The sequence below is a fragment of the Rhodoferax sp. SPJ21 genome, assembly GCF_058216335.1.
The window spans coordinates 668,821-691,116 of the sequence record NZ_JBYZMO010000002.1; the positions used below are offsets into that span (position 1 = coordinate 668,821).

At 64.3% G+C, this 22,296-nt stretch carries 19 protein-coding genes and 1 pseudogene; 7 read left to right on the forward strand and 13 right to left on the reverse strand.

Annotated elements, in window-relative coordinates; all coding sequences use genetic code 11:
• Window positions 1-6: 6 nt before the first annotated feature.
• Window positions 7-993: a SphA family protein gene (locus tag AC4BBN_RS10935; RefSeq protein WP_490592015.1), complete on the reverse strand. Its 987-nt coding sequence runs from the start codon at window positions 991-993 to the stop codon at window positions 7-9.
• Between the two features lie 263 nt (window positions 994-1,256).
• Between AC4BBN_RS10935 and AC4BBN_RS10940 the strand changes: the two genes are divergently transcribed.
• Window positions 1,257-2,237 (forward strand): helix-turn-helix domain-containing protein, encoded by a 981-nt coding sequence (locus AC4BBN_RS10940; protein WP_490592016.1) that lies wholly within the window; start codon window positions 1,257-1,259, stop codon window positions 2,235-2,237.
• Between the two features lie 15 nt (window positions 2,238-2,252).
• On the opposite strand, the gene AC4BBN_RS10945 is transcribed toward AC4BBN_RS10940, so the two are convergent.
• From AC4BBN_RS10945 to AC4BBN_RS10955, 3 genes are read right to left on the reverse strand one after another with little or no spacing between them, the layout of a single operon-like run.
• The gene (locus AC4BBN_RS10945; RefSeq protein ID WP_490592017.1) at window positions 2,253-3,701 is read right to left on the reverse strand and encodes an aldehyde dehydrogenase; all 1,449 of its coding nucleotides are present in this window, start codon (window positions 3,699-3,701) and stop codon (window positions 2,253-2,255) included.
• 9 nt (window positions 3,702-3,710) lie between these two features.
• A complete protein-coding gene (locus tag AC4BBN_RS10950) occupies window positions 3,711-5,168 on the reverse strand; it encodes a carotenoid oxygenase family protein (protein WP_490592018.1) in 1,458 nt (485 codons plus the stop codon).
• Window positions 5,169-5,213: 45 nt separating this feature from the next.
• Window positions 5,214-6,398 carry an MFS transporter gene (locus tag AC4BBN_RS10955; protein WP_490592019.1) on the reverse strand — a complete coding sequence of 395 codons (1,185 nt, stop codon included), beginning with the start codon at window positions 6,396-6,398 and terminating at the stop codon, window positions 5,214-5,216.
• A 265-nt stretch (window positions 6,399-6,663) separates the two neighbouring features.
• Here AC4BBN_RS10955 and AC4BBN_RS10960 point away from each other — a divergent pair, with 265 nt between their 5' ends.
• The 4 genes from AC4BBN_RS10960 to AC4BBN_RS10975 are packed head-to-tail and all read left to right on the forward strand — an operon-like array spanning window position 6,664 to window position 10,778.
• Complete coding sequence (locus AC4BBN_RS10960; RefSeq protein WP_490592020.1) at window positions 6,664-7,500, forward strand: VOC family protein; 837 nt, start codon at window positions 6,664-6,666, stop codon at window positions 7,498-7,500.
• A gap of 7 nt (window positions 7,501-7,507) precedes the next feature.
• A complete protein-coding gene (locus AC4BBN_RS10965; RefSeq protein ID WP_490592021.1) occupies window positions 7,508-8,293 on the forward strand; it encodes an IclR family transcriptional regulator in 786 nt (261 codons plus the stop codon).
• Complete coding sequence (locus tag AC4BBN_RS10970; RefSeq protein ID WP_490592022.1) at window positions 8,290-9,942, forward strand: bifunctional 3-(3-hydroxy-phenyl)propionate/3-hydroxycinnamic acid hydroxylase; 1,653 nt, start codon at window positions 8,290-8,292, stop codon at window positions 9,940-9,942. Before AC4BBN_RS10965 ends, AC4BBN_RS10970 begins: the two co-directional genes overlap by 4 nt.
• Window positions 9,939-10,778, forward strand: a complete 840-nt coding sequence (locus tag AC4BBN_RS10975) for a fumarylacetoacetate hydrolase family protein (protein ID WP_490592023.1) — start codon at window positions 9,939-9,941, stop codon at window positions 10,776-10,778. The genes AC4BBN_RS10970 and AC4BBN_RS10975 overlap by 4 nt, the downstream gene beginning before the upstream one ends.
• 29 nt (window positions 10,779-10,807) lie before the next feature.
• On the opposite strand, the gene AC4BBN_RS10980 is transcribed toward AC4BBN_RS10975, so the two are convergent.
• The 4 genes and pseudogenes from AC4BBN_RS10980 to AC4BBN_RS10995 form a co-directional block, all read right to left on the reverse strand.
• On the reverse strand, window positions 10,808-11,272 hold the full coding sequence (locus AC4BBN_RS10980; RefSeq protein ID WP_490592024.1) for an Lrp/AsnC family transcriptional regulator: 465 nt from the start codon (window positions 11,270-11,272) through the stop codon (window positions 10,808-10,810).
• A 293-nt stretch (window positions 11,273-11,565) separates the two neighbouring features.
• Complete coding sequence (locus tag AC4BBN_RS10985) at window positions 11,566-12,297, reverse strand: MOSC domain-containing protein (protein ID WP_490592025.1); 732 nt, start codon at window positions 12,295-12,297, stop codon at window positions 11,566-11,568.
• A 106-nt stretch (window positions 12,298-12,403) separates the two neighbouring features.
• Window positions 12,404-12,643: a type II toxin-antitoxin system RelE/ParE family toxin gene (locus tag AC4BBN_RS10990; RefSeq protein ID WP_490592857.1), complete on the reverse strand. Its 240-nt coding sequence runs from the start codon at window positions 12,641-12,643 to the stop codon at window positions 12,404-12,406.
• A gap of 11 nt (window positions 12,644-12,654) precedes the next feature.
• A pseudogene (locus AC4BBN_RS10995) lies at window positions 12,655-12,792 on the reverse strand (ribbon-helix-helix domain-containing protein); the annotation flags it as partial.
• Between the two features lie 156 nt (window positions 12,793-12,948).
• Between AC4BBN_RS10995 and AC4BBN_RS11000 the strand changes: the two are divergent.
• A complete protein-coding gene (locus AC4BBN_RS11000; RefSeq protein WP_490592026.1) occupies window positions 12,949-13,164 on the forward strand; it encodes a DUF4287 domain-containing protein in 216 nt (71 codons plus the stop codon).
• A 157-nt stretch (window positions 13,165-13,321) separates the two neighbouring features.
• On the opposite strand, the gene AC4BBN_RS11005 is transcribed toward AC4BBN_RS11000, so the two are convergent.
• From AC4BBN_RS11005 to AC4BBN_RS11020, 4 genes are all read right to left on the reverse strand, one after another.
• Complete coding sequence (locus tag AC4BBN_RS11005; RefSeq protein WP_490592027.1) at window positions 13,322-14,572, reverse strand: Zn-dependent hydrolase; 1,251 nt, start codon at window positions 14,570-14,572, stop codon at window positions 13,322-13,324.
• A gap of 76 nt (window positions 14,573-14,648) precedes the next feature.
• Complete coding sequence (hydA, locus tag AC4BBN_RS11010) at window positions 14,649-16,091, reverse strand: dihydropyrimidinase (RefSeq protein ID WP_490592028.1); 1,443 nt, start codon at window positions 16,089-16,091, stop codon at window positions 14,649-14,651.
• 178 nt (window positions 16,092-16,269) lie between these two features.
• Window positions 16,270-17,577 carry an NAD-dependent dihydropyrimidine dehydrogenase subunit PreA gene (gene preA, locus AC4BBN_RS11015; protein ID WP_490592029.1) on the reverse strand — a complete coding sequence of 436 codons (1,308 nt, stop codon included), beginning with the start codon at window positions 17,575-17,577 and terminating at the stop codon, window positions 16,270-16,272.
• Window positions 17,570-18,937, reverse strand: coding sequence for an NAD(P)-dependent oxidoreductase (locus AC4BBN_RS11020; protein ID WP_490592030.1), 1,368 nt, complete (start codon window positions 18,935-18,937; stop codon window positions 17,570-17,572). Before AC4BBN_RS11020 ends, preA begins: the two co-directional genes overlap by 8 nt.
• A 218-nt stretch (window positions 18,938-19,155) precedes the next feature.
• Between AC4BBN_RS11020 and AC4BBN_RS11025 the strand changes: the two genes are divergently transcribed.
• Window positions 19,156-20,385: a zinc-binding metallopeptidase family protein gene (locus AC4BBN_RS11025; RefSeq protein WP_490592031.1), complete on the forward strand. Its 1,230-nt coding sequence runs from the start codon at window positions 19,156-19,158 to the stop codon at window positions 20,383-20,385.
• Here AC4BBN_RS11025 and AC4BBN_RS11030 read toward each other — a convergent pair.
• Window positions 20,382-22,124, reverse strand: coding sequence for a methyl-accepting chemotaxis protein (locus AC4BBN_RS11030; RefSeq protein WP_490592032.1), 1,743 nt, complete (start codon window positions 22,122-22,124; stop codon window positions 20,382-20,384). The two genes, AC4BBN_RS11025 and AC4BBN_RS11030, sit on opposite strands and share 4 nt — an antisense overlap.
• Between the last annotated feature and the right edge of the window lie 172 nt (window positions 22,125-22,296).

Sequence of the window (22,296 nt, forward strand, 5' to 3'; positions counted from 1 at the left end):
ATCTTGCTAGAAGTGCATCGCCAGCCGCACCTGGGCGGTGAGCGGGGCGCTTGTGCGGTTGCGCACCAGGGTCTCGTGGTAGGTGTTGACCCATAGCGAGGTGTCGCGGCTGATGCGCCACATCAGCCCGGGGCCGATGCCGAGCACACGCTCTTTCGCGTCGGCAAGCGTGCTGCCGTTGGCCTTGCTATCGCTCAGCTGCTGGAACAGGTAGCCGTTGATGCCCAGGCTGACTTCGGGCGTCACCGCATAGGAGGCGGTGAAATTCACCCAGCTGGCCTGTCCGGCCTGCGTGCTGGTGAGCGGGGCGCCGTTGTAGCTTTGCTGCGGGTTGCTGGAGGCCGGCTTGTCGTTCTTGAAGTTGTACAGGTAGTGCAGCCGCCAGCTGACTTCCCAGCGGTCGGCCGGGAACAGCGTGGCCGCCCAGTACGGGTTCAGCGATGCGAAACCCGCGCTCTGGTTGATGTCGGTGTGCTGGTCGTACTTGCCAGTGGGCAGGATGGCATCGAGGGACAGGCGCTGAACGAAGAGGGGCTGGCCTTGTTCGGTCATTAACGGCTCACTCTGCATAAATGCGCCGACGGTGATGCCACCCAGGTTGGTGCCACCGTCCGTCATCGACGCTCCCGGGCCAAAGCTGCTGTTGAGGGCGACCAGCGGCAAGATGGCGGTAACGCCTGGGTGCCAGCCCGCGATGCTGGTGGGCGATGAGTAGCTGAGCTGGTTGGCCCACGAGGTGCTGCTGATCTTGGGGCTGTTGAACGCCGCGACGTTGTTGCCGCTGTTGTCCTTGATGGCGTTCGCCGATGCGTTGCGTACCCAGCTCAGCCAGGTCCATCCCGGCGCGCCCGAGAAGCCGTCATAGAAGCTGGTGCCGCCCAGGTTCAGGCCGGCGGTCTGGCTCACGGTTGGCACCTGTGCGCTTGCACTAGTCGCCGCCAGTGCGCTTGCGGCAGCTATCAACCAGGTGGCGTGGGCATGTTTCTTTTTCATCAATGGTCTCCTCCAGAACTCTGTGTTTCGCAGCGGGGTGCTCCGATGCCTGAAGGATAAAAATGGTGGCCTGATGCAGCTTGCTTGAGGGTGACACACTTGCCCAGGTCTGCCGCTGTGTCGTCGTGGTTAACCCGGGCGGGCTAAAAATGTGCAGTCCGCTGGCGGCCAGGATTTTGGTGGGCTGTCTCATATGCTGAGACTGTGGTTTGACAGAAGGCAGAGGTCTGCCGAATATGCTGGAGCAGAAGAAGGAGACACACATGCCCAGTCGCACCCACGTTTCGGTAGATGCCGTAAGCCCATCCCAGCGGCTACCGGCCTGGCACGATTTGATCAGCACCCATGTGGGGCGCACGCCAGAGTCGTTTCGCCTGCGGGATGCCAGCCACTGGGAGCCCTTGGTCGGCCAAACCTTTTCCGGCAGCCTGGAATACGGCATGCTGGGCGGCGCCGGCTTTTGCCGCCTGGTGGCTACGCCACACCGGTTCAGCCGGGCGATGGCCGCCCGGCAGGACGACATCCCCAGCCCGCTGATGCTGCTGATGCAGCAAAAAGGCTGTGCCCTGCTGGAGCAGGATGGGCGCAGTGCGATGCTGGAGCCGGGCGACTGGTGCATCCTGGACGCCGCGCAGCCCTTTGTGGTGGACCACCCGTATGGATGCGACCAGATCATTCTGACGCCGCCCCGCCCCTCCGACCCCGCGCTGGTAGACCTGATCGCGCGCACCCGCGCATCGCGCTGTGACGGGCGCAGCGGCTCGTCGCGCCTGGTGCAAACCATGGTCCGCGAGGCCTATGGGCAGTTTGACCGGCTGCCGGCCACCACTGCCAAAACCCTGGCCGATGCGATCACGGCGCTGGCCTGGCATGCGGTGCAGGAACGGTTCGCAGCCCCAGGCAAGGACACGGTGCGCGACACCCAACGCAACAAGTTCAAGGCCTTTATTGACAAGCACCTGGCCGAGCCCGGGCTGTGTGTAGAGATGGTGGCCCAGGGCTGCGGCTGCTCTGTGCGCACGGTGCACCGCGCCTTTGCCGACGATGCCCTGGGCTCCGCCTCTGAATACATCTGGCAGCAGCGGGTGGCCCAGTGCGCCAGCGACCTGAAGAACCCGCGCCATGCATCCCGTTCCTTGACGGACATTGCCATGCAGTGGGGCTTCTCCAGCTCCTCGCATTTCAGCCGGGTGTTCCGCAGCAGCCTGGGGGTCTCCCCCAAGGCCTACCGCGCGGCGGCCTAAGACCACGTTCCAAGCTCAGATCGGATAGTGCCGGGGCGTGGTCTGCACGCTGAGCCAGCGCAAGTCGGTAAATGCGTCGATACCGGCGCGCCCGCCAAACCGGCCGACACCGCTGGCCTTCACTCCGCCAAACGGCATCTGTGGCTCGTCGTGCACCGTGGGGCCGTTGACGTGGCAGATGCCGGACTCAATGCGCTGCGCCACCTGCAGTGCGCGGGCAATATCTCGGCCATAGACGGCTGCCGACAAGCCGTATGCGTTGTCATTGGCGCAGCGCACAGCATCTTCCACGCCACGGACTCGCACGATGCCTTTGACCGGACCGAAGGATTCTTCGCTGTAGATCTTCATGGCGGGGGTGACGTGGTCGATCAGCGTCGGCAGCATGAGCGTGCTGTCTGCGCGGCCACCGCACAGCAGTTGGCCACCGGCTTGCAGCGCGTCGTCCAGCAGCAGATTGCAGCGATCTACCGTGGTCTGGTCGATGACGGAGCCCAGGGCGGCGCCTGAGCCTGCTGCGCCAGGCACCAGCGTACGGGCCTTGCGCGCGAGCCGCGCCACAAATTCGTCCGCAACGCTCTCGTCCACGATGATGCGTTCGGTGGACATGCAGATTTGCCCCGAGTTGAGGAATGCGCCAAAGATGGTGCCGTCCACCGCCTGGTCCAGGTCTGCATCGTCAAGCACGACCAGCGGTGCTTTGCCGCCCAGCTCCAGCACCACGGGCTTGAGGTGTTCGGCGCATTGGGCGGCGATGATCTTGCCCACCTTGGTGGAGCCGGTGAAGTTGACGCGGCGTACAGCGGGGTGTGCAACCATGGCGGCCACCACGGCGCCCGCATCGGCAGGCGCGTTGCTAATGAAGTTCACCACGCCCGCAGGCACGCCGGCGCGGGTGAACGCATCGGCGATAGCCCGGTGGGTCGCCGGGCAGGATTCCGATGCCTTGAAAACCACGGTGTTCCCGCAGGCCAGGGGCACGGCAATGGCGCGTACGCCCAGAATCAGCGGCGCATTCCAGGGGGCGATGCCCAGAGACACGCCGGCCGGCTGGCGCACCGCCAGCGCCAGATTGCCGGGCACGTCGGAGGGGATGACTTCGCCATTGATCTGGGTGGTGAGCGCGGCTGCTTCGCGCAGTATGCCTACGGCGGTGATGGCGTTGAAGCCGGCCCAGAGTTCGCTGGCGCCAGTCTCGCTCACCATGGTTGCGATCAAGCTGGCCTGGTTGCGCTCCAATTCGTCTGCCGCTTTTGTCAGCATCAAGCGCCTTTGGGCTGGGCCGGTTTGCGACCATGCTGGGAAGGCCAGCTGTGCCGAGACTACGGCCGCCACGGCATCTGCTGGGCTGGCCGCCGCAGCGGTGGTGACGACCTCTTGGGTGACCGGGTTGCGGCGCTGGAATGTGGCCCCCGAGCGGGCATCGGCAGATTCGCCTTGGATGAGAAGTTGCACAGTGTTCATGGGGATCTCCTAAATGGTTTTGGGGGTCAATGGCGCCCAGTCGCCGTGAAAGGCATCGCGCAGCCGGATGGGTAGCTTGATCTGCGCGATGGGGCCGGCTGTGATGTCGGCGGCGTTCAACACCACGACAGAGGCCAGCCCTGTGTCGTGGTGGTCCACCACGGCCAGCAGCAGGCCTTCCGCGCCGGGAACCGGCACCAGCTGCGGCTCCTGGAAGGTGGTGGTGTTCGACAGAAACAGGGCGGTGACGCCACCCGTTTGCGTGTCCACGCGCACCAGGTGGTTCGAGCCCGGGCCTATGGGCCCAGCCATGAGCTGGCTTTTGCGGGGGTCGATGCCGCCGTAGTAGATGAAGCGGTGCGGGTGCATGGACACGCGGTCGTCGATGCGCGGCAGCTCCCCTGGTATCGGGCTCAAGACGCGGGAGGTGAACGAGGATTCGGGGCTGTCGGCGTCAAAGCTCCAGCGCGTGAGGTAGGGCGCATTGGCCTCCGGGTCGTGCGCGCTGCCGTCCCGCGCCGGCACATAGGGGAAGACATTGCGTGCCGATACGCACAGGTCGATGGTGATCTGGCTGCCGGTATTGAAGGCGTTGCCGACATGGTAGGAATAGCAGGCCGGCCGGCGGAACCAGCGCATGTCTTTGACCGAGCCGTCTCGGCGCATCACGCCTATCCAGGTGTCCAGTGTGCCGTCCCACATCCAGTGCGTGCCGCCGGCCTTCATATGGTCCAGATCGCAGACCGTAGGGAAGACGGAGAAGATGACGTAGTCGCGCGTCACCGCGAAATCGTGCTGCATGGCGGCGTAAGGCGCTTCGAACCATTCTTCGCGTACCAGCGCGCCGTGTTTGTCGGCTACGCAGAAGGCCACGTCCTTGCTGGCATCGCCGGCCGCTTCGTAGCCAAAGAACAGCCATTCGCCGGTCTCGGGGTCCCGCTTGGGGTGGGCGGTGACGGTGCGCGAACGCAGTTGGCCGTCGAAGTCGTGCCGGCCCTTGGTCTCCAGTGTCACCGGGTCCAGCTCGTAGGGCAGACTGTCTTCCTTGAGTGCGAACAAGCGCCCTGCATGCACGAAGGCGGTTGTGTTGGCCGTACCACGGTCCAGCCCGCGCACTGAGGCATGGTCGGTGTACGGGTTGCGGTACAAGCCGAACAGGGATCGGTGGGCCGCACGCTCGGCTTCAAAACGCTGTGTGCGCACGTAGCGCATCGTGAAATCCACACGGCCGTCGGCAAAGCTGAATGCGCTCACGGCACCGTCGCCGTTGATGTAGATATCGTCGCCCAGCATCGGCGGGTATTGGGGGTCGGGGCCGCACCGGTACCAGGTGCCTTGCAGTGCCTGGGGCAGCTCACCCACCACTTCCAGGTCTTTGATGTGGCATTCGATGCGAGAGGGCGCATTCATTCCGCTGAATTGCGGCAGGGGGGGAAACTGGCGGCTGGGGCTTGAATCGTTAGGCATGGCTAGGGATGGTTGGGTGGTTAGGGGGAGTGGGTGCTTGCAGCTTCAAGTGGGGCTGAGCGGTGAAGCACTGCGGCGATGGCCTCCGTGCGCATGGCGCGAGGTCACCACCACAGACACGGCCAGCGCAATGGCGTAGACCAGGGCTGCTGCCCAGCCCACGTTTCTGAAGCTGCCGGCCCCTACAGCGAAGGCGCCGATAGCGGGGCCCAATGCCTGGCCCATGAAGACGGACGCATTGGCCAGGCCTGGCAAGCGGCCTGTGGTGTCCATCTCGGCGGAAAGAGTCAACAGATAGGTCAGCCCGAAGAACCACACCAGCATGGTGACGCAGGCGGTAAGCGCATACACCGCTACGTTGTCGCCATAGACCATGAGCAGCGTCGCAACCATAGAGCCCGCAAACCCCAGTAGCTGGGCGCTACGGTGGCTAATGCGTTGCCCCAGCATGCCTGCCAACGCTGCGCCTGCCGCACCCGACAGAACGCTGAGTCCGAGGATCATGCCGATGTGCTCGGGCGCAATGCCGATGGCTTTGCCGATGCGCTCCTGGTAGATCCACAGGGCGCCATGTCCGGCGAAGAGCAGCACCACCAGCACCAGCAGCAGTAGGTGGTTCAGCTGCAGGGGATTGGATGCAATCGAGCCTGTGCCCTTGCTTTCCGCTGCCAGCCCATGTGCAGGAATCCGTCCACACACCAGCAGGCTCGCCACACACATCACAACGAAGCCAGCAAACACGGCGGGAATACCGTGCGCCGCAATGACCGGCGGCAGCACGCCCAGCGAGATCGCGCCCCACAGCAGGACGCAGATGTTGAGCGTGGCAAAGGTTTTGTCCTTGTGGGTTCGCAAGGTAGTGCTTGCGTAGACCACGGCCTGGGCCACGCCGCCCGCAGCGCCCGACAGCAAGCGGGCCGCGCAAAACAGGGCAAAGCTATCGGCCACCATGCTCCAGGCGTTGGAGGCCAACAGAACCACCAGGGCGATGCGCATCAGGTGCTGCCGGTTCTGCCGATGCGCGCCAAAGGCCGTGATGGTGCAGGCCAGCGCCATGGACACCAATTCAATGCCAAACAGCATGCCCATTTGTTGCAGGCTGATGCCCATGCGGTCCACCAGGGCACCGCCGAGTACGGGCTGCATTTGTATGGTTCCCATGGCGGTCACCATGCAGAGGGCCAGCGCAAACATGGTGGTCTTGCTGTCGATTTTTGTCATTGCGTGCATAGCACTGTCTCCGTAGATTGGGTCAGGCAAGAATAGGAAATACGGCCGCATGCATCTGGCATCAGCGCGCCGGGATTGACTGAGCGTGTCAGCGCCGTCTCAGGGATTTCCCTGGCGCCCTGTAGTCGGCCTATGGCTGCATATGGCGAGGCCAGATCCGATGGGGAGAATGTGCTTTTCAGTCTCACCTATTGAGACTTTGCGTTGACGGTCTTGGGAATGGAGGCGACAGTTGCTGCACTGCTCCATCACCTTGATTGCCGCTATGCACAACACGACAGACCTGCAGGCCGCCCTGCACACCATCAGCTTGTATTCACCCAACCCGCTGGCCATGGCCAGCTTCTACAGCGCTGCGTATGGCATGTCGCTGGAGGCGGTGGAGGGCGGTTATGCCTGCCGTGGCCCGGGCCGCCAGGTGCAGATCACCACCGGCCCCGCCAACCAGCTGGGTTATGCACAGTTCGCGCTGCACACGCCGGCTGCCTGGCAGCATCTGTGCCAACGCGTCCAGGCACTGGAAACCCAGGCCGTGCCCGCCCACTGCCCCGCTGGATCCGTCGCCGTGCGCGACCCCGATGGCAACCTGATCGTCTTCACTGCGCCGGATCGTTTCTCCCTGGCCGGCAGCCATGCCGAACTGCCGGCGGCCACGCTGCAGCACTTCGCCTTGCGCACACAGCAACTGCCGCAGATGCTGGCCTTCTATACCGAGCAGCTGGGATTTGTGCTGTCCGACGCGGTGCGCGACGCCGAAGGCCAACTGCGTGCCTGCTTTTTGCGAAGCGACCATCTGCACCATGCGCTGGCGCTGTTTTTTGCGCCCGTATCGTGCTTTGACCACCAGTCCTTTGAAGCACCCGACTGGGCCAGCATGAAGGCCTGGGGCGACCACATGGCCAGCCTGCGCGAGCCCATCGTCTGGGGCATTGGGCGCCATGGCCCGGGCAACGACGTGTTCTTCATGGTGCGCGACCCGGACGGCAACCTGGCCGAGATTTCCGCCGAGATAGAGCATTGCGAACCCGGCCGTCCCGCCGGCGAATGGGCCCACGAGGAGCGCACGCTCAACCTCTGGGGCAAGGCCATTTTGCGCAGCTGAGAACAGCATGCCCAGTACCAACCGCATGCTGCGCATCCTTGGCCTGTTCGCCCTGGACCGCCCGGTGATATCGCCGGAGTGGCTGATGGAAGAGCTTGGGGTGTCGCGCGCCAGCGTGTACCGCGACCTCGGCCAGCTGACACGTGCCGGCATGCTCGAACGCGTGGCCGACCGGGGCTATGTGCTCGGCCCCATGGTGGTCGAGCTGGACCGGCAAATCCGCCTGACCGACCCCTTGCTGGAAGCCGCGCAGGAACTGCCTGGCAAGCTGGCCGACGAGACCGGTGGCACCATTTTGCTGTGCCGCTTCCATGCCAACAAGGTGATGTGTATCCACCAAGTCAATGGCCGTAACCCGTCGCTGTCGGTGAGCTATGAGCGTGGCCGCGCCATGCCTCTGTACCGTGGTGCCACGTCCAAGATCATCCTTGCCTGCTTGCCACCTGCCCAGCTGAAGCAGCTGTGGGCCAGCGAGCGCGCCACCCTGGTGGCTGCAGGCCTGCCCGACGACTACGCCCAGCTCGTCGAGGTGCTGGCCGCGCTGCGGCAGACCGGCTACTGCGTGACCACGGGCGAGGTCGATCCCGATGCGGTGGGCTTTGCCGTGCCGCTGCGCGACGGCGAGCAGCTGCTGGGCAGCCTCAGCGTGGTGATGCCAGCTGCCACGCTGACTGCAGCACAGCGCAAAACCACATTGAGCCGCCTGCAAAGCGCAGCCGGCCGCATCGAAGGGCGGCTGCAAGACCAGCGCGACAAGGCGCGCGCCCAAAAAAGCAAAACGGAGACCCCATGAACGCAGCCCTGCCTTTGTCCGCCATTCCCCCCGGCATGGCCGACGAGACACATTTTCCCGTGGTGATTATTGGAGCCGGCCCCACCGGGCTGGCACTGGCCAACCTGCTCGGCCAGCAGGGCATACGCACGCTGGTGGTTGAGCGCAGCACCAATACGGTGGGCGAGCCCCGTGCCGTCACCATCGACGATGAAAGCCTGCGCACCGTGCAGGCCACCGGCCTAATTGGCGAGGTGCTGCCCCAGGTGGTGCAAGGCTATGGCGTGCACTACTACTCATGGCGTAACAAGGAGTTCGCCCGCATCGAGCCGCAGAGCCAGGAGTACGGGTTCCCTAAGCGCAATGCGTTTCGCCAGCAGCTGCTGGTGGGCCAGCTGCGAGATGGCCTGCAGCGCTTTGCGCACACCGCCATCTGGTTTGGCCACGAGCTGGTGCAGTTCCGTGACGAGGGCGAAGATGGCCAGGCCGTGCACCTGCAGCTCCACCACGCAGGCGAGACGAAACACATCAGCTGCCAGTGGCTGGTGGCTTGCGACGGTGGCCGCAGCCCGGTGCGCGAGCAGCTGGGTATCAAGCTCACGGGCAGCACCTACGATGAAAAGTGGCTGATCGTCGATCTGCTGGAACGTGACTCGGCCTTTCGCCACACCCGCACCTATTGCGACCCGGCGCGGCCTGCGATCCGCCTGCCCGGGCCACAGGGTACGTTGCGCTACGAGTTCATGCTGCACCCCGGCGAAGACCCGGACCAGGTGCTGGACGAGGCGAACGTGCGGGCCTGGATACGCGCACGCAACCCGGCCGACGCGGAGTTGGCCATTGCCCGCAAGGTGGTCTACGCCTTCCATGCGCGGGTGGCCGAGCGTTGGCAAACGGGCCGGGTGTTTCTGGCGGGTGATGCGGCCCACCTCACGCCACCGTTCGCCGGCCAGGGCATGAACAGCGGCGTGCGCGATGCGGCCAACCTGGCCTGGAAGCTGGCCGCTGTGGTGCGCGGCGACATGGCGCCCAGTCTGCTCGCCAGCTACGCGCAGGAGCGCAAGCCCCATGCCTGGTCGCTGATACGCATGGCAGTGCGCATCGGCACCTTCATGCAGCCCAAGTCGGTGCTGGCGGCCATGTTGACGCAGGGTGCGCTGAAGTTGTGCAGCCTGTATCGGCCGGTGCGCGACTATGTGCTGCATCTCAAGTTCAAGCCCAAGCCGCGCTTTTTTGAAGGCTTTTTTGTGTCTGGCGAGCATGCCGATGCGCTCGTGCCTGCGGGCCAACTGCTACCCCAGCCGCAGGTGGAGCTGCCGGGTGGCACCCATGTGCCGCTGGACGACTTGCTGGGCCACGGCTTCGTATGGCTGGGCCTGTCCGCTGCCCCGCTGCCCACCGCCTTCCACCTGCCCTGCCGCACCCTGCGCGTGCTGGCCCAGCAGGACGACTTTTTGCCCGCCGCAGACGGCGTGGACGCCGTGCTGCGCGACGTGGATGGTGTGCTGGAACGCATCCTCCGCAGCGCCGGAGCCCGTGCGCTGCTGCTGCGGCCCGACCGCTATGTGCTGGCCTACCTCGGGTGTGCCGGCACGCCTGACCAGCAGCGCCTGCAGCCGCTGACCCCTTATTTCAATCAACCCACCACCACTTTAGAAAGTGCAGCATGAAACTGATCAGTTATCTCTACCAAGACCAACCCAGCTGGGGCATGTTCACCGATGCCGGCGTGCAGCCCTTGGGTAGTGCCCGCTACCCCAGCCTGCTGAGCGCGCTGCAGGCGGGCACGCTGGATGCCATCGCCGCCGAAGCAACTGCCCCGGTACTGCCGTTGGCTGACATTGTGTTTTTGCCGGTCATCCCCGCGCCGGGCAAGATTTTTTGCGTAGGCCACAACTACGAGGAACACCGCATCGAGACCGCACGCGACAAGACCCAGTTCCCGCTGCTCTTCATGCGGGTGGCCGAATCGCAGACGGCCCATGGCCAGGACATCTTGCTGCCGCCTGAATCCACGCAGCTGGACTACGAGGGCGAGATCGCCATCGTCATCGGCAAGGCTGGCCGCCGTATCCGCGAAGAAGACGCGTGGGAGCATGTGGCCGGCTACAGCGCCTACAACGACGGCTCCATCCGCGATTGGCAGCGCCACACCCTGCAGTTCACCGCCGGCAAGAACTTCAGCGGCACCGGCGCCTTTGGCCCCTGGCTGGTCACGCGCAGCGAGATCGCCGACGGCGCCGAGCTGACGCTGGAGACGCGCCTCAACGGCGAGCTCATGCAGCGCACCACCACCGCGTCGATGATCTTCCCCATCCCGGTGCTGATCCAGTACATCTCCACCTTCACTACGTTGCAGCCCGGTGATGTGATCGTGACGGGCACCCCCGGCGGCGTGGGCGCCAAGCGCAATCCACCCGTGTGGATGCAGCCGGGCGACCGTGTTGAGGTGGGGGTCAGCCAGGTGGGTGTGTTGTCGAACACGATAGAGCGCGACCCCGGCTGAACCCGCAGCTTGCCCGGGGGGGGGCGGGCTTAGGACAGCGCCAGTGCGGTCCTGTCCACCACCCGGCGCAGCACAAAGCTGGAATGCACGCCGGTCACGCCCTCGATGCGCGTCAGCTTGTTCAGCAGCAAGTCCTGGTAGTGGTCCATATCGCGCACCGCCACCTTGATCTGGTAGTCGGCAGACTGGCCGGTGATCAGCAGGCACTCCAGCACCTCGGGCAATACGTCTACCGAGGCTTCGAAGTTGGCGAAGCGCTCCGGCGTGTGCCGGTCCATGGAGATGTGCACCAGGGCCATCAGCGACAGCCCCAGCTTCTTGGCATCCAGCAAGGCCCGGTAGCCCAGGATCAGGCCCGACTCCTCCAGCGCCCGCACCCGGCGCAGGCAGGGCGAGGGTGACAAGCCAATGCGGTCCGCCAGGTCCTGGTTGTTGACCCGACCATCGACCTGCAGGATTTCCAGAATTTGCCTGTCATACCGGTCTAAATCCATACGTATGCCTTGAATTTTCAGAATGTTGGCAGATTATGCCAAGAATAGAGAATTGAGAGCCAACAACGCAATATTCTGCCCCTGGCCTTGGCCTACACTGAAGTCTCTGCAACACACAGACCCCCGCCACCCTGGTCACAAGCCAGCAGCGCACCCACCGGCCCCACAAAGGCCGCGACCACCAAGCCGAATCCCCGGGCGTATCCAGGCCCGGGGAGCATGCTTCTCCCCCCCAGCCCATCACATCTCAAGCCCTCTGTCGCCCCGCGTGGTGCGTGCGAAAAGCGGCACGCCTATGTGCGGCTATGGCTTGCAGGCGCTGCCGCGCCGATATGGCCGCTGGTGTCGAAAAGCTCTGCCCCATTCCACGTTGGGCCCGGTTGTGCGCTGGCTGCAGAGTGCACTCTGCTGGCCACCTCAGGCGCCAAGCGGGCCAACACCTTGGGAAATGCGCGGCAGTACCCGCTGGCCACGCCCGCCATCTCGGCGAGCAAGCGGTAAGAAATGTGCTGGCCCGCAGGCACCGACTGGGCCACCCACAAAACCCGCGCCTGCCAGTCGCCGCTGATGGCGTGCATTCCAGACGCTGCGGTACAAATGGCATCCCCTTGCTGAACCACTCCGCCACGCACCACCCGCGCCAGCACACCCCGGCGCTGGCCAATGGCCTTCAAGGTACCAGGGCAGCGGCGCTCCAGCAGGCTACACGGCTCGCAGTGGAAGGTGATCCACAGCACCACCTCTGCACCTATGCGCAGCAAGGTACCTGATGCCAAGTCTGCCGCGCTGAAGTCGATCAGCATGTTCTCCCGCAGCGCCGCTTCCGGCAGATGGAAATCCTGGTAGGTCGCCACATCGGCCAGCAGCAGCTGGCGTGGCGAATGGGGTAGCGCGTGCTTGTCGCCCACCAGGCCGTAGTGCGCCACCGCCTGCACCTGCGTCACCCGGCGCGGCGCCGGCTCCTTGGCCACGCGCTGGTACAGGGCCAGCACCTGCCCTGCAGGCGACCAGGGTAGGGTGTTCATATCGGGCGTGTTAGCTTGGGCGGGCTTGTGCATAGGGTGCTGCTAAATTTGTAGCGGCTCGCGCAGGTTGTATATGCGCTGGAGGTCGATTTGATCTTAAAGACTTCTACGCGTCTTCCGAGCCATCGGTCATCCAGGCCGGGATGTTGCGCTGCATATGGAGCACGCGCCACACGTCGATATGGTCAGTGCGCTCCACATAGGAAACCAGGTAAGGATACTTGCTGAGAGGCCATGAGCGCAGACCGGGAATGTCCAGCGCATGCGCGTAGCGCGGTAACCCCTTGGCGGAGTGCTTGCCGATATGGATGTAGGCACGCTCTAACGCATCCACAAAACCATTCACAAAGCCCAAGGGCGCAGCTGTTGCCGGTCCTGGTCTTTGCGGATCAGCTCGCGCACATATTCGCTGCTGGTGCCAAAGCCCCGCGAACCGACTTGCGTGTCCACGAACTCCTTGAGGCTGTCGGGCAGGGAGATGTTCATGGCGGTCATGTGGACGTTTCTAGAAAGATGGGCAAAATTTGCCAGATGTGAGGTTTGACCCATCCCGTATGTCCGTTGCTTGCGGTACTTCGTAAGCATGCGCAGGCCAGGTTGGCGTGGTAACAATAGGAACCTCACAGCAAGCCCAATCCCAAGGAGTCCAGCATGGCAGCACCCGAGAAAGTCAAAGGCCCGGCCTCGTATTTCCCGTCCATCGAGAAAACCTACGGCCAGCCTATGGAGCATTGGTTTGCCTTGGTGCGCACGCAGCAGGGCCTGAAGCACATGGAGATCGTGAACTGGCTCAAGTCAGAGCACGGCCTGGGGCATGGCCATGCGAATGCGGTGGTGGCGTTTTGCTTGGCCGGGGTGAAAGAGTAGCACCAGGGACGCGTGGGTAGCTTGACCGTACTTGCACTACAGCCTGAATCGATCAGGCTATTTGCTCCTAAATCAGGAGCTGTTTATGCAGTAGGTACTGGCGCCAGAGGTCAATTCACCTCGTGGCACCCGCAGGGCGGAGCAACGGCCGGTCAGCCTAGCCAGCCACCCCCGCCCGCTCCAACATCGCATGCAGCAGCACATTGCACCCGGCGGTGATGTGCTCGGGCTTCGCATCCTCGATCTCGTTGTGGCTGATGCCGTCCTTGCAGGGGATGAAGGTCATGCCGCTGGAAGTTAGCTTGGCCATGTACACCGCGTCGTGCCCTGCACCGGATACGACGGGCATGTTGGAGTAGCCCAGCTTGGCGGCGGCGCGGGCTACGGCGTCTACGCAGTTGTCGTGGAAGGCGATCGCGTTGTAGCTGGAGACCATTTCGATCTTCACGTCCACGCCGTGCTCTTTGGCAACGCTGGCGGCAAAGGCTTTGACTTCTTCGACCATCTGGTCCACCAGCGCGTCCGTGCTGTTGCGCAGGTCGATGCTGAACTTCACGCGGCCTGGAATCACGTTGCGGCTGTTCGGGAACACCTGCACCATGCCCACCGTGCCACGGCCGTGCGGCGGGTGGCGGTGGGCTGCGGCCACCACGTCTTGCATGATGCGGGTGGCGGCCAGCATCGCGTCTTTGCGCAGCGCCATGGGCGTGGGGCCGGCATGGGCTTCCATGCCGGTGACGGTGCAGTCGAACCAGCGTATGCCCAGCACGCCCTGCACCACGCCGATGGTGATGTCGTTGTCTTCCAGCACCGGGCCTTGCTCGATGTGGGTTTCAAAGTACGCGCCAATCGGGTGGTCGCCGGGCTCCTGGTCGCCGATGTAGCCGATGCTCTGCAGCTCGCTTTGCACGCTCTTGCCCTCGGTGTCCACCGCCGCGTAGGCATGCTCCAGCGTGAAGGCTTTGGCGAACACGCCCGAGCCCATCATCACCGGCACAAAGCGCGATCCTTCTTCATTGGTCCAGAAGGCCACTTCGATCGGCGCTTCGGTTTCGATGCCGTGGTCGTTCAGCGTGCGCACCACCTCGATGCCCGCCAGCACGCCGTAGTTGCCGTCGAACTTGCCGCCCGTGGGCTGGGTGTCGATGTGGCTGCCGGTCATGATGGGCGGCAGGCTGTTGTTGCGGCCTGGGCGGCGCATGAAGCCGTTGCCGATCTTGTCGATGGTGACGCTCATGCCAGCCTCTTGGGCCCAGCGGGTGACCAGGTCGCGGCCTTGTTTGTCCAGCTCGGTCAGGGCCAGGCGGCAGACGCCGCCTTTGGGCGTGGCGCCGATCTGGGCGAGTTCCATCAGCGAGGCCCATAGGCGCTCGCCGTTGATGCGCAGGGATTCAATGTTGGGGGGCATGGGGTTCCTTTGGATTGGGTGGGTGGCGGCCTGCCCTCACCCCGGCCCTCTCCCGGAGGGAGAGGGAGTGGGGGAGTTAGCGGCTGACAGGGTGGGGCGCTTGCAGCGCGGTCTTCTTGGCCAGCGCGTCGAACTGCGGGCCGAACGGTGGGCGCTTCACGTACTTGCCAACGCCGCGCTCGGCACGCAGATCACCATTCGCGTAGACCACCTTGCCCTGGCTCAGCGTGTGGCTGGGCACGCCGGTGACGGTGCGGCCCTCGAAGATGTTGAAGTCGCCCAGCGACTTCTGCGTCTTGACCGACAGGGTCTTGGTACCCGCCGGGTCCCACACCACCAGGTCGGCATCGGCGCCGGCCACCACGCAGCCTTTGCGCGGGTAGATGTTGAACAGCTTGGCGGCGTTTGCCGAGGTAATGGCGACGAACTCGCTGGGCGTGAGGCGGCCCGTGTTCACGCCTTCATCCCAGATCACGGCCAGGCGCTCTTCCACGCCGCCGCAGCCGTTGGGGATCTTGCTGAAGTCGTCCTTGCCGGCGGCCTTTTGCGCGGCGCAGAAGGTGCAGTGGTCGGTGGCGGTGGTGTGCAGATGACCGGCTTGCAGGCCGTGCCACAGCGCGTCCTGGTTGGTCTTGTTGCGGAAGGGCGGGCTCATTACGTGGCCGGCGGCGTAGGCAAAGTCGGGGTTGCGGTAGACGCTGTCGTCCACCGTCAAATGCCCAGCCAGTACCTCGCCGTACACACGTTGGCCGGCGGCGCGGGCGCGGGCAATCGCCTCGGCCGATTCGACGCAGGACACATGCACCACGTAGATCGGCACGTTCAGCACATTCGCAATGGCGATGGCGCGCTGGGCGGCCTCGGCCTCCACGGCGGGCGGGCGCGACAGCGGGTGGCCTTCGGGGCCGAAGATGCCCTTGGCTTTCATGTCGGCCTGCAGCAGATACACCAGCTCGCCGTTCTCGGCGTGCACGGTGGGCATGGCGCCGAGTTCCAGCGAGCGCTTGAAGCTGTTCACCAGGGTTTCGTCATCGCACATGATGGCGTTTTTATAGGCCATGAAATGCTTGAAGCTGTTCACGCCTTCTTCATGCACCAGGGTGCCCATGTCGCGGTGCACGGTTTCGTCCCACCAGGTGACGGCGACGTGGAAGCTGTAATCGGCGGCGGACTTTTCAGCCCACTCGCGCCAGGTGCGGTAGGCGTCCATCAGCGGCTGCTTCGGACTGGGAATAACGAAGTCGATGATGCTGGTGGTGCCACCGGCCAGGCCCGCCGCCGTGCCGCTGTAGAAGTCGTCCATCGTCACCGTGCCCATGAACGGCAGCTGCATATGCGTGTGCGGGTCGATGCCGCCGGGCATGACGTACTGGCCGCCGGCGTCTACCACCTGGGCGCCTGCGGGGGCCGCGAGGTTGTCGCCCACTTCGGCGATCTTGCCGTCGATACACAAAACATCGGCTCGGAAGGCGCGGTCGGCGTTGACTACCGTGCCGCCTCGGATCAAAACACTGGACATGGTTGCTCCTAAATTAGTAGCTGCTAGCGCAGGTATTGTCTGCACTGCAAGCATGTTTAATACCTATTTTGTTGGACCTCAACCTACCATCTCCCCCCGTTCGCCCTGAGCTTGTCGAAGGGCCTGGTCAAACGGGAAAGGCTTCGACAAGCTCAGCCCGAACGGGGGAGGGCCTTGGTTAAGCGGCGGTGCGTATCGGGTTATTGGCGTGCGTCGTCCAATCCGCATGTTTATCGCTCACGATGAGGCCGGTGCGCAAGTCTTTTTCGCCCGGTTTCAAATCGCGCAGTGAAATCGTGTTGGGCACGGGGCAGACGGTGACGCACAGGTTGCAGCCCACGCATTCGTCTTCCATCACCTCGAAGTGGCGCACGCCGTTTTTCATCTTGGTGATGGCCTGGTGCGAGGTGTCTTCGCAGGCGATGTGGCAGCGCCCGCAGGAGATGCACGAGTCCTGGTTGATGACCGCCTTGCTGACGTGGTTCAGGTTCAGGTTCTTCCATTCCTTCACCGTGGGCAGGGCGGCACCTCGGAAGTCGTCCAGGCTCTTGAAGCCCTTGCTGTCCATGTAGTCCGACAGGCCAGAGGTCATCTCTTGCACGATCTTGAAGCCGAACACCATGGCGGCGGTGCAGACCTGCACCGTGCCGGCGCCCAGCGCGATGAAGTCCAGCGCGTCGCGCCAGTTGCCCACGCCGCCGATGCCGCTGATCGGCAGGCCACGGGTTTCGGCGTCGCGGCCAATCTCGGCCACCATGTTCAGCGCGATGGGCTTGACCGCCGGGCCACAGTAGCCGCCGTGCGAGCCCATGCCGCCGGTGGTGGGCGACATCATCAGGCTGTCCGGGTCTACGCCGATGATGGAGTTGATGGTGTTGATCAGCGACACCGCGTCAGCCCCACCACGCTTGGCGGCGCGGGCGGGCAGGCGCACATCGGTGATGTTGGGCGTGAGCTTCACGATCACCGGCAGCTTGCTGTACTGCTTGCACCAGCGGGTGACCATTTCGATGTATTCCGGCACCTGGCCCACTGCCGCGCCCATGCCGCGCTCGCTCATGCCGTGCGGGCAGCCGAAGTTCAGCTCGATGGCATCGGCGCCGGTGTCTTCGACGCGCGGCAGGATCGCCTTCCACGACTCCTCGACGCAAGGCACCATCAGCGAGACGACCATCGCGCGGTCGGGCCACAGGCGCTTCACCTCGGTGATTTCGCGCAGGTTCAGTTCCAGATCCCGGTCGGTGATGAGTTCGATGTTGTTGAAACCCAGCATGCGCCGGTCGTTCGACAGCAGGGCGCCGTAGCGCGGGCCGTTGACGTTGACCACAGGCGGGCCGGCTTCGCCCAGCGTCTTCCACACCACGCCGCCCCAACCGGCTTCGAAAGCGCGGTTGACGTTGTAGGCCTTGTCGGTGGGGGGCGCGGAGGCCAGCCAGAAGGGGTTGGGCGTCTTCACGCCGGCGAAGGTGGTAGACAGATCAGCCATGGGTGGCCTCCAGGTTGAGTTCCTTGTGCATGCTTTCAGCGGCGCGTTTGCCGTGCTCTACGGCTTCTACGGTCAGGTCGCGGCCCCCGGCGCGGCAGTCGCCACCGGCCCATACGCCCTTCAGGTTGGTCTTGCCGTCCTCTGCGGTCACGATGCGGCCGCCCTGCAGGGCCAGGCCGGTGGCTTGCAGCGGGCTGTCGTCCAGCTTTTGGCCAATGGCCTTGAACACCATGTCGGCGCTCAGCACCAGCTCCTTGCCGGTGGCTTGCAGCTTGCCGTCCACCAGGGCTTGCTCGACAAAGCGTACGCCGGTGGCGTGGCTGCTGCCCAGCACTTCCACCGGGGCCAGCCAGTGGTGCAGTACCACGCCGTTGGTTTGCGCCCACTCTTGCTCGGCCGCAGATGCGCCCATGCTTCCCACGCCACGGCGGTACACCATGTGCACCTCTTCAGCGCCCAGCAGTTTGGCCTGCACGGCAGCGTCCACGGCGGTCATACCGCCGCCGATCACCACCACGCGCCGGCCCACCGGCAACTGGTTCACATGCTCGACCTGGCGCAGCTCGGCGATGAAATCCACTGCATTGCGCACGTTGGCCAATGCCTCGCCCGGTACGCCCAAGGCTTGCACCTTGGACAGGCCCAGGCCCAGGAACACGGCATCAAATTCGGTCTGCAGCTTGTCCAGCGAGGCTGCGCCTTCGAAGCGCCAGCTGTTCTGGATGGTGATGCCGCCGATGTCCAGCAGCCACTGCACTTCCTTCTGCGCGAAGTCGTCGGTGGTCTTGTAGCTGGCCAGGCCGTACTCGTTCAGGCCGCCGGCCTTGGGCTTGGCGTCGAAGATGATTACATCGTTGCCCAGCCGTGCCAGACGGTGCGCGCAGGCCAGGCCGGCGGGGCCGGAGCCGACCACGGCGATGCGCTTGCCGGTGGGGGTTGCGCGGGTGAACAGCTGCGGCTGGGGGCTGGCCATCAGTGCATCGACAGCATGGCGCTGCAGCCGGCCGATCTGGATCGGTGTGTCGGTCTGGGTGTTGCGCACGCAAGACTGTTCGCACAGCACCTCGGTGGGGCAGACCCGGGCGCACATGCCGCCCAGCGGGTTGGCTTCTAGGATGGTGCGTGCCGCGCCGCGCAGGTTGCCATCGGAGATGCTTTTGATGAAGCTGGGCACGTCGATGTCGGTGGGGCAGGCGGTCTGGCAGGGTGCATCGAAGCAGTACAGGCAGCGCTCGGATTCGAGCATGGCCTGGGATGCGTTCATGGGCGGGGTGGCATCCGCAAAGTGCTGCGCGTACTGCGCAGCACTGAGGCGGCCGGCGCGGATGTCCGGCGCGGCGGTGGAGGAAGTTTCTGGCACGGTAACTCCTGTGGCTGTGGTTCCCAGACGGGGCGTGCTGCACCAATCTGCAGCACGCCATGCCCGGAATTGGCTGGGGGTGTCCAAATCCTGACCAAATGGTCAAGAAGTGCCGACGTTATTGCAAAAGCCATGCCAGGCATATAGGGTATTTACGGGCATCCCAACGGCCAGGTGTCTTACAGACCGCAGCAGACTGCAGCGCGTAGAGTATTGCCATGGACTTTTTCACCACCGTTTTTCGCCCTTTCGCCCGCTTTGAGAGCTTCTGGACCCAGCGCACGGAGGACTACGGCGCCATCCGTGCCTCGCGCGCCTATGTGTGCCAGTGCGGGCGGCCGGTTTTCTTCCGCAACAGTGCTTGCCTGTCCTGCGGCACGCCGCTGGGTTTTGTGGCTGAGAGATCGCGCCTGGAGCCACTGGCGCCGGTGGCCGATGCGCCGGACCAGTGGACGCTTTGGAGCGCTCCCGATGGGCCGCGATTTCGGCGCTGTGCCAACCTGGACATGGTGGGCTGCAACTGGCTGGTGCCGGGCGATGCAGCCCCTGGCAGGGTGTGCCTGGCCTGCAGCCTGAACCGTACCGTGTCCGACCCATCGGACCCTGTGAACCTGGCCGCCTGGCGCGCGCTGGAAATGGCCAAGCGCCACCTGGTAGCGCAGTTGCTGGCCATGGGCCTGCCGGTGGAGCCGCGCAATCCACAGGCCCCGGACGTTTTGGGCCTGGCGTTTGACTTCCTGCGCCCCACGCCCGAGCAGCCAGTGCTGACCGGGCACGACCACGGCCTGATTACGCTGAACATGGACGAGGCCGACGACGCCCGCCGCGAGCAGGTGCGCGCGCAAATGGGCGAGTCCTATCGCACGCTGTTAGGGCATTTCCGGCACGAGGTGGGGCACTACTATTGGGATCGGCTGGTGCTGAACAGCGCCTGGCTGGACGACTACCGTGGCCTGTTTGGCGACGAGCGGGCCAGCTATGCCGAGGCACTGCAGCGCAACTACACCCAGGGCCCCCCGCCCGACTGGCCACAGCATTTCGTCAGCAGCTATGCCAGCACCCACCCCTGGGAAGACTGGGCCGAGACCTGGGCGCACTACCTGCACATGGTGGACACCCTGGGCACGGCCATGCGCTTTGGCCTGGACGCGAAAGACGTGGAGCTGCCGTATGCACCGTTCACGGTGGATGCGCTGTGGCGCCCGCAAAACCCGGATGCCGAGGGCTTTCTACAGATCGTCAATGGCTGGGTGGAGCTGACCGGCGTGCTCAACGAGATGTCGCGCAGCATGGGCGAGCCCGATTTCTACCCCTTTGTGCTGACGCCGGCCGTGGTGGCCAAGCTGCAGTTCATCCACTGCGTGGTGTTGCAGGCGCGCCAACCGGTGCAGCCCGATGCGCCTGCACCTATGCCGACGCAAGTGCAGGCGCAGCAGACGGCTTCTTAAAACGCAGCCCAGTCGTCGTCGTTCGGTTTGGCCGGAGCCTTGGCCACCGGTGCCGAGGCGCGCGGGGCGGCCAGGGGCGGGCGGGCAGGCTTTTTGGCCAGTGCCTTGGGCGCCGCTGCCGGCTTGGACATGGCCGGGCGGTGCGGGGCTGCTACTGCGGGGCGCGAGGGCGCAGACACCATGTGGCCGCCTTCCAGCTTGAACTGCGACACCACCTGTACCAAGTCGGCGGCCTGGGTTTGCAGGCTGCCTGCCGCAGCGGCCATTTGTTCCACCAGGGCGGCGTTTTGCTGCGTGACCTGGTCGATCTGGTTGATAGCCTCACCCACCTGGGCCACGCCCTGGCTTTGCTCATTGCTGGCGGCGCTGATTTCACCCACGATGTCGGTCACGCGTCGAATGGAGCTGACCACCTCGGTCATGGTGGTACCGGCCCGGTCCACCAGGGCTGTGCCCTGCGCCACGCGTTCCACACTGGCATGAATCAGGTTCTTGATTTCCTTGGCGGCGTCGGCACTGCGGCCGGCCAGGCTGCGCACCTCGCTGGCCACCACGGCAAAACCACGGCCTTGTTCGCCGGCGCGCGCAGCTTCCACGGCGGCGTTCAGGGCCAGGATGTTGGTCTGGAAGGCGATACCGTCGATCACGCCGATGATGTCGGCGATCTTTTGCGAGCTGTCGTTGATGCCCTTCATGGTCTCCACCACCTGGTTCACCACTTCTCCGCCCTGGATAGCTACGGTAGAGGCGCTCATGGCGAGCTGGTTGGCCTGGCGCGCGTTGTCGGCGTTTTGCTTGACGGTGGAGTTCAGCTCTTCCATGGACGCAGCGGTCTGCTCCAGTGCGCTGGCTTGGTTTTCAGTGCGCGCGCTCAGGTCGTTATTGCCCTGGGCGATTTCGGCGCTGGCGGTGGATACACCGTCCGCGCCCTGGCGCACACTGGTCACTACTTTGACCAGGTTGGCCTGCATGTCCTGCAGGCTGGACAGCAGCTGGCCGACTTCATCGTTACCGCTTTTTTCGATATGCCCGGTCAGGTCGCCGGTGGCTACCTGGCGCGCTGCTCCGTTGGCCTGGGTCAGCGGCCGGATGATGGAGCGCGACAGCCACCAGGCGCAGCCCACGCCGAACGCCACGCCGAACACGCCTAGGCCGATCAGCAGGTTGCGGCCCTGGGTGTTGGCGGAGGCAATGCTCTGGGCACTCAGGTCAATCTTCACGCGCTGGGCTTTCATCAAGGCGTCCAACGCATCCAGATAGGCCTTGCCGGCGGGCACAAATTTCTGCTCCAGCAACTGGTTGGCTTCTTCGGATTTCTCTTCCTTTTTCAGGGCCGAAACTGCGTCGCGGTTGGTGACATAGGTTTTGCGGGCCTCGCCCACTGCGGCGAAGAGTTTCTTTTCCTCGTCAGACGTCATCAGCGCTTCTACGGCCTTCTGGGCCTTGCTGGAGCGTTCAGAGGCCTCGGCCGCGTCCTTGGCGAAATAGGTGGCCAGTGACGGGTCGCTGCTTTTGGCAATGGCCGTGGTGCGGCGCACGCTGGTGTGGATGTCCCGGTACCAGTCGCTGATGATGCGCTCGGTCTGGATCGGGTTGTTCAGCATGAACTGGGTCGATTCCGCCGAGCTGTTGAGTTTGCTGATACCCACCAGCATGGAGGTCAAAGACAGCAGCAAAATGAAGGCAAATCCCAAACCCAGGCGCTTGGTGATGGAGATGTCAGAGCTAGAAGCTGCCATGGCGGTGTCCTCGTGGCGTAGAAGGTGTTGCTTTGTACAAGCGACGCGGGTGAATTACAAGAGCAATTGTGATCTTGCAAATTGTTGCAAATCTACCCAGCTAATTTGACAATAGCAGCGGCCAGGTGCCGTACGCCACAATGTGTGGATTCGCCCCCCGTGGGTCTGTTTG

Bases quoted from the DNA above. Each gene is read 5' to 3' on its own strand.
- AC4BBN_RS10935 (WP_490592015.1), bottom strand. From the start codon at position 993: ATGAAAAAGAAACATGCCCACGCCACCTGGTTGATAGCTGCCGCAAGC.
- AC4BBN_RS10940 (WP_490592016.1), top strand. From the start codon at position 1,257: ATGCCCAGTCGCACCCACGTTTCGGTAGATGCCGTAAGCCCATCCCAG.
- AC4BBN_RS10945 (WP_490592017.1), bottom strand. From the start codon at position 3,701: ATGAACACTGTGCAACTTCTCATCCAAGGCGAATCTGCCGATGCCCGC.
- AC4BBN_RS10950 (WP_490592018.1), bottom strand. From the start codon at position 5,168: ATGCCTAACGATTCAAGCCCCAGCCGCCAGTTTCCCCCCCTGCCGCAA.
- AC4BBN_RS10955 (WP_490592019.1), bottom strand. From the start codon at position 6,398: ATGCACGCAATGACAAAAATCGACAGCAAGACCACCATGTTTGCGCTG.
- AC4BBN_RS10960 (WP_490592020.1), top strand. From the start codon at position 6,664: ATGCACAACACGACAGACCTGCAGGCCGCCCTGCACACCATCAGCTTG.
- AC4BBN_RS10965 (WP_490592021.1), top strand. From the start codon at position 7,508: ATGCCCAGTACCAACCGCATGCTGCGCATCCTTGGCCTGTTCGCCCTG.
- AC4BBN_RS10970 (WP_490592022.1), top strand. From the start codon at position 8,290: ATGAACGCAGCCCTGCCTTTGTCCGCCATTCCCCCCGGCATGGCCGAC.
- AC4BBN_RS10975 (WP_490592023.1), top strand. From the start codon at position 9,939: ATGAAACTGATCAGTTATCTCTACCAAGACCAACCCAGCTGGGGCATG.
- AC4BBN_RS10980 (WP_490592024.1), bottom strand. From the start codon at position 11,272: ATGGATTTAGACCGGTATGACAGGCAAATTCTGGAAATCCTGCAGGTC.
- AC4BBN_RS10985 (WP_490592025.1), bottom strand. From the start codon at position 12,297: ATGAACACCCTACCCTGGTCGCCTGCAGGGCAGGTGCTGGCCCTGTAC.
- AC4BBN_RS11000 (WP_490592026.1), top strand. From the start codon at position 12,949: ATGGCAGCACCCGAGAAAGTCAAAGGCCCGGCCTCGTATTTCCCGTCC.
- AC4BBN_RS11005 (WP_490592027.1), bottom strand. From the start codon at position 14,572: ATGCCCCCCAACATTGAATCCCTGCGCATCAACGGCGAGCGCCTATGG.
- hydA (WP_490592028.1), bottom strand. From the start codon at position 16,091: ATGTCCAGTGTTTTGATCCGAGGCGGCACGGTAGTCAACGCCGACCGC.
- preA (WP_490592029.1), bottom strand. From the start codon at position 17,577: ATGGCTGATCTGTCTACCACCTTCGCCGGCGTGAAGACGCCCAACCCC.
- AC4BBN_RS11025 (WP_490592031.1), top strand. From the start codon at position 19,156: ATGGACTTTTTCACCACCGTTTTTCGCCCTTTCGCCCGCTTTGAGAGC.
- AC4BBN_RS11030 (WP_490592032.1), bottom strand. From the start codon at position 22,124: ATGGCAGCTTCTAGCTCTGACATCTCCATCACCAAGCGCCTGGGTTTG.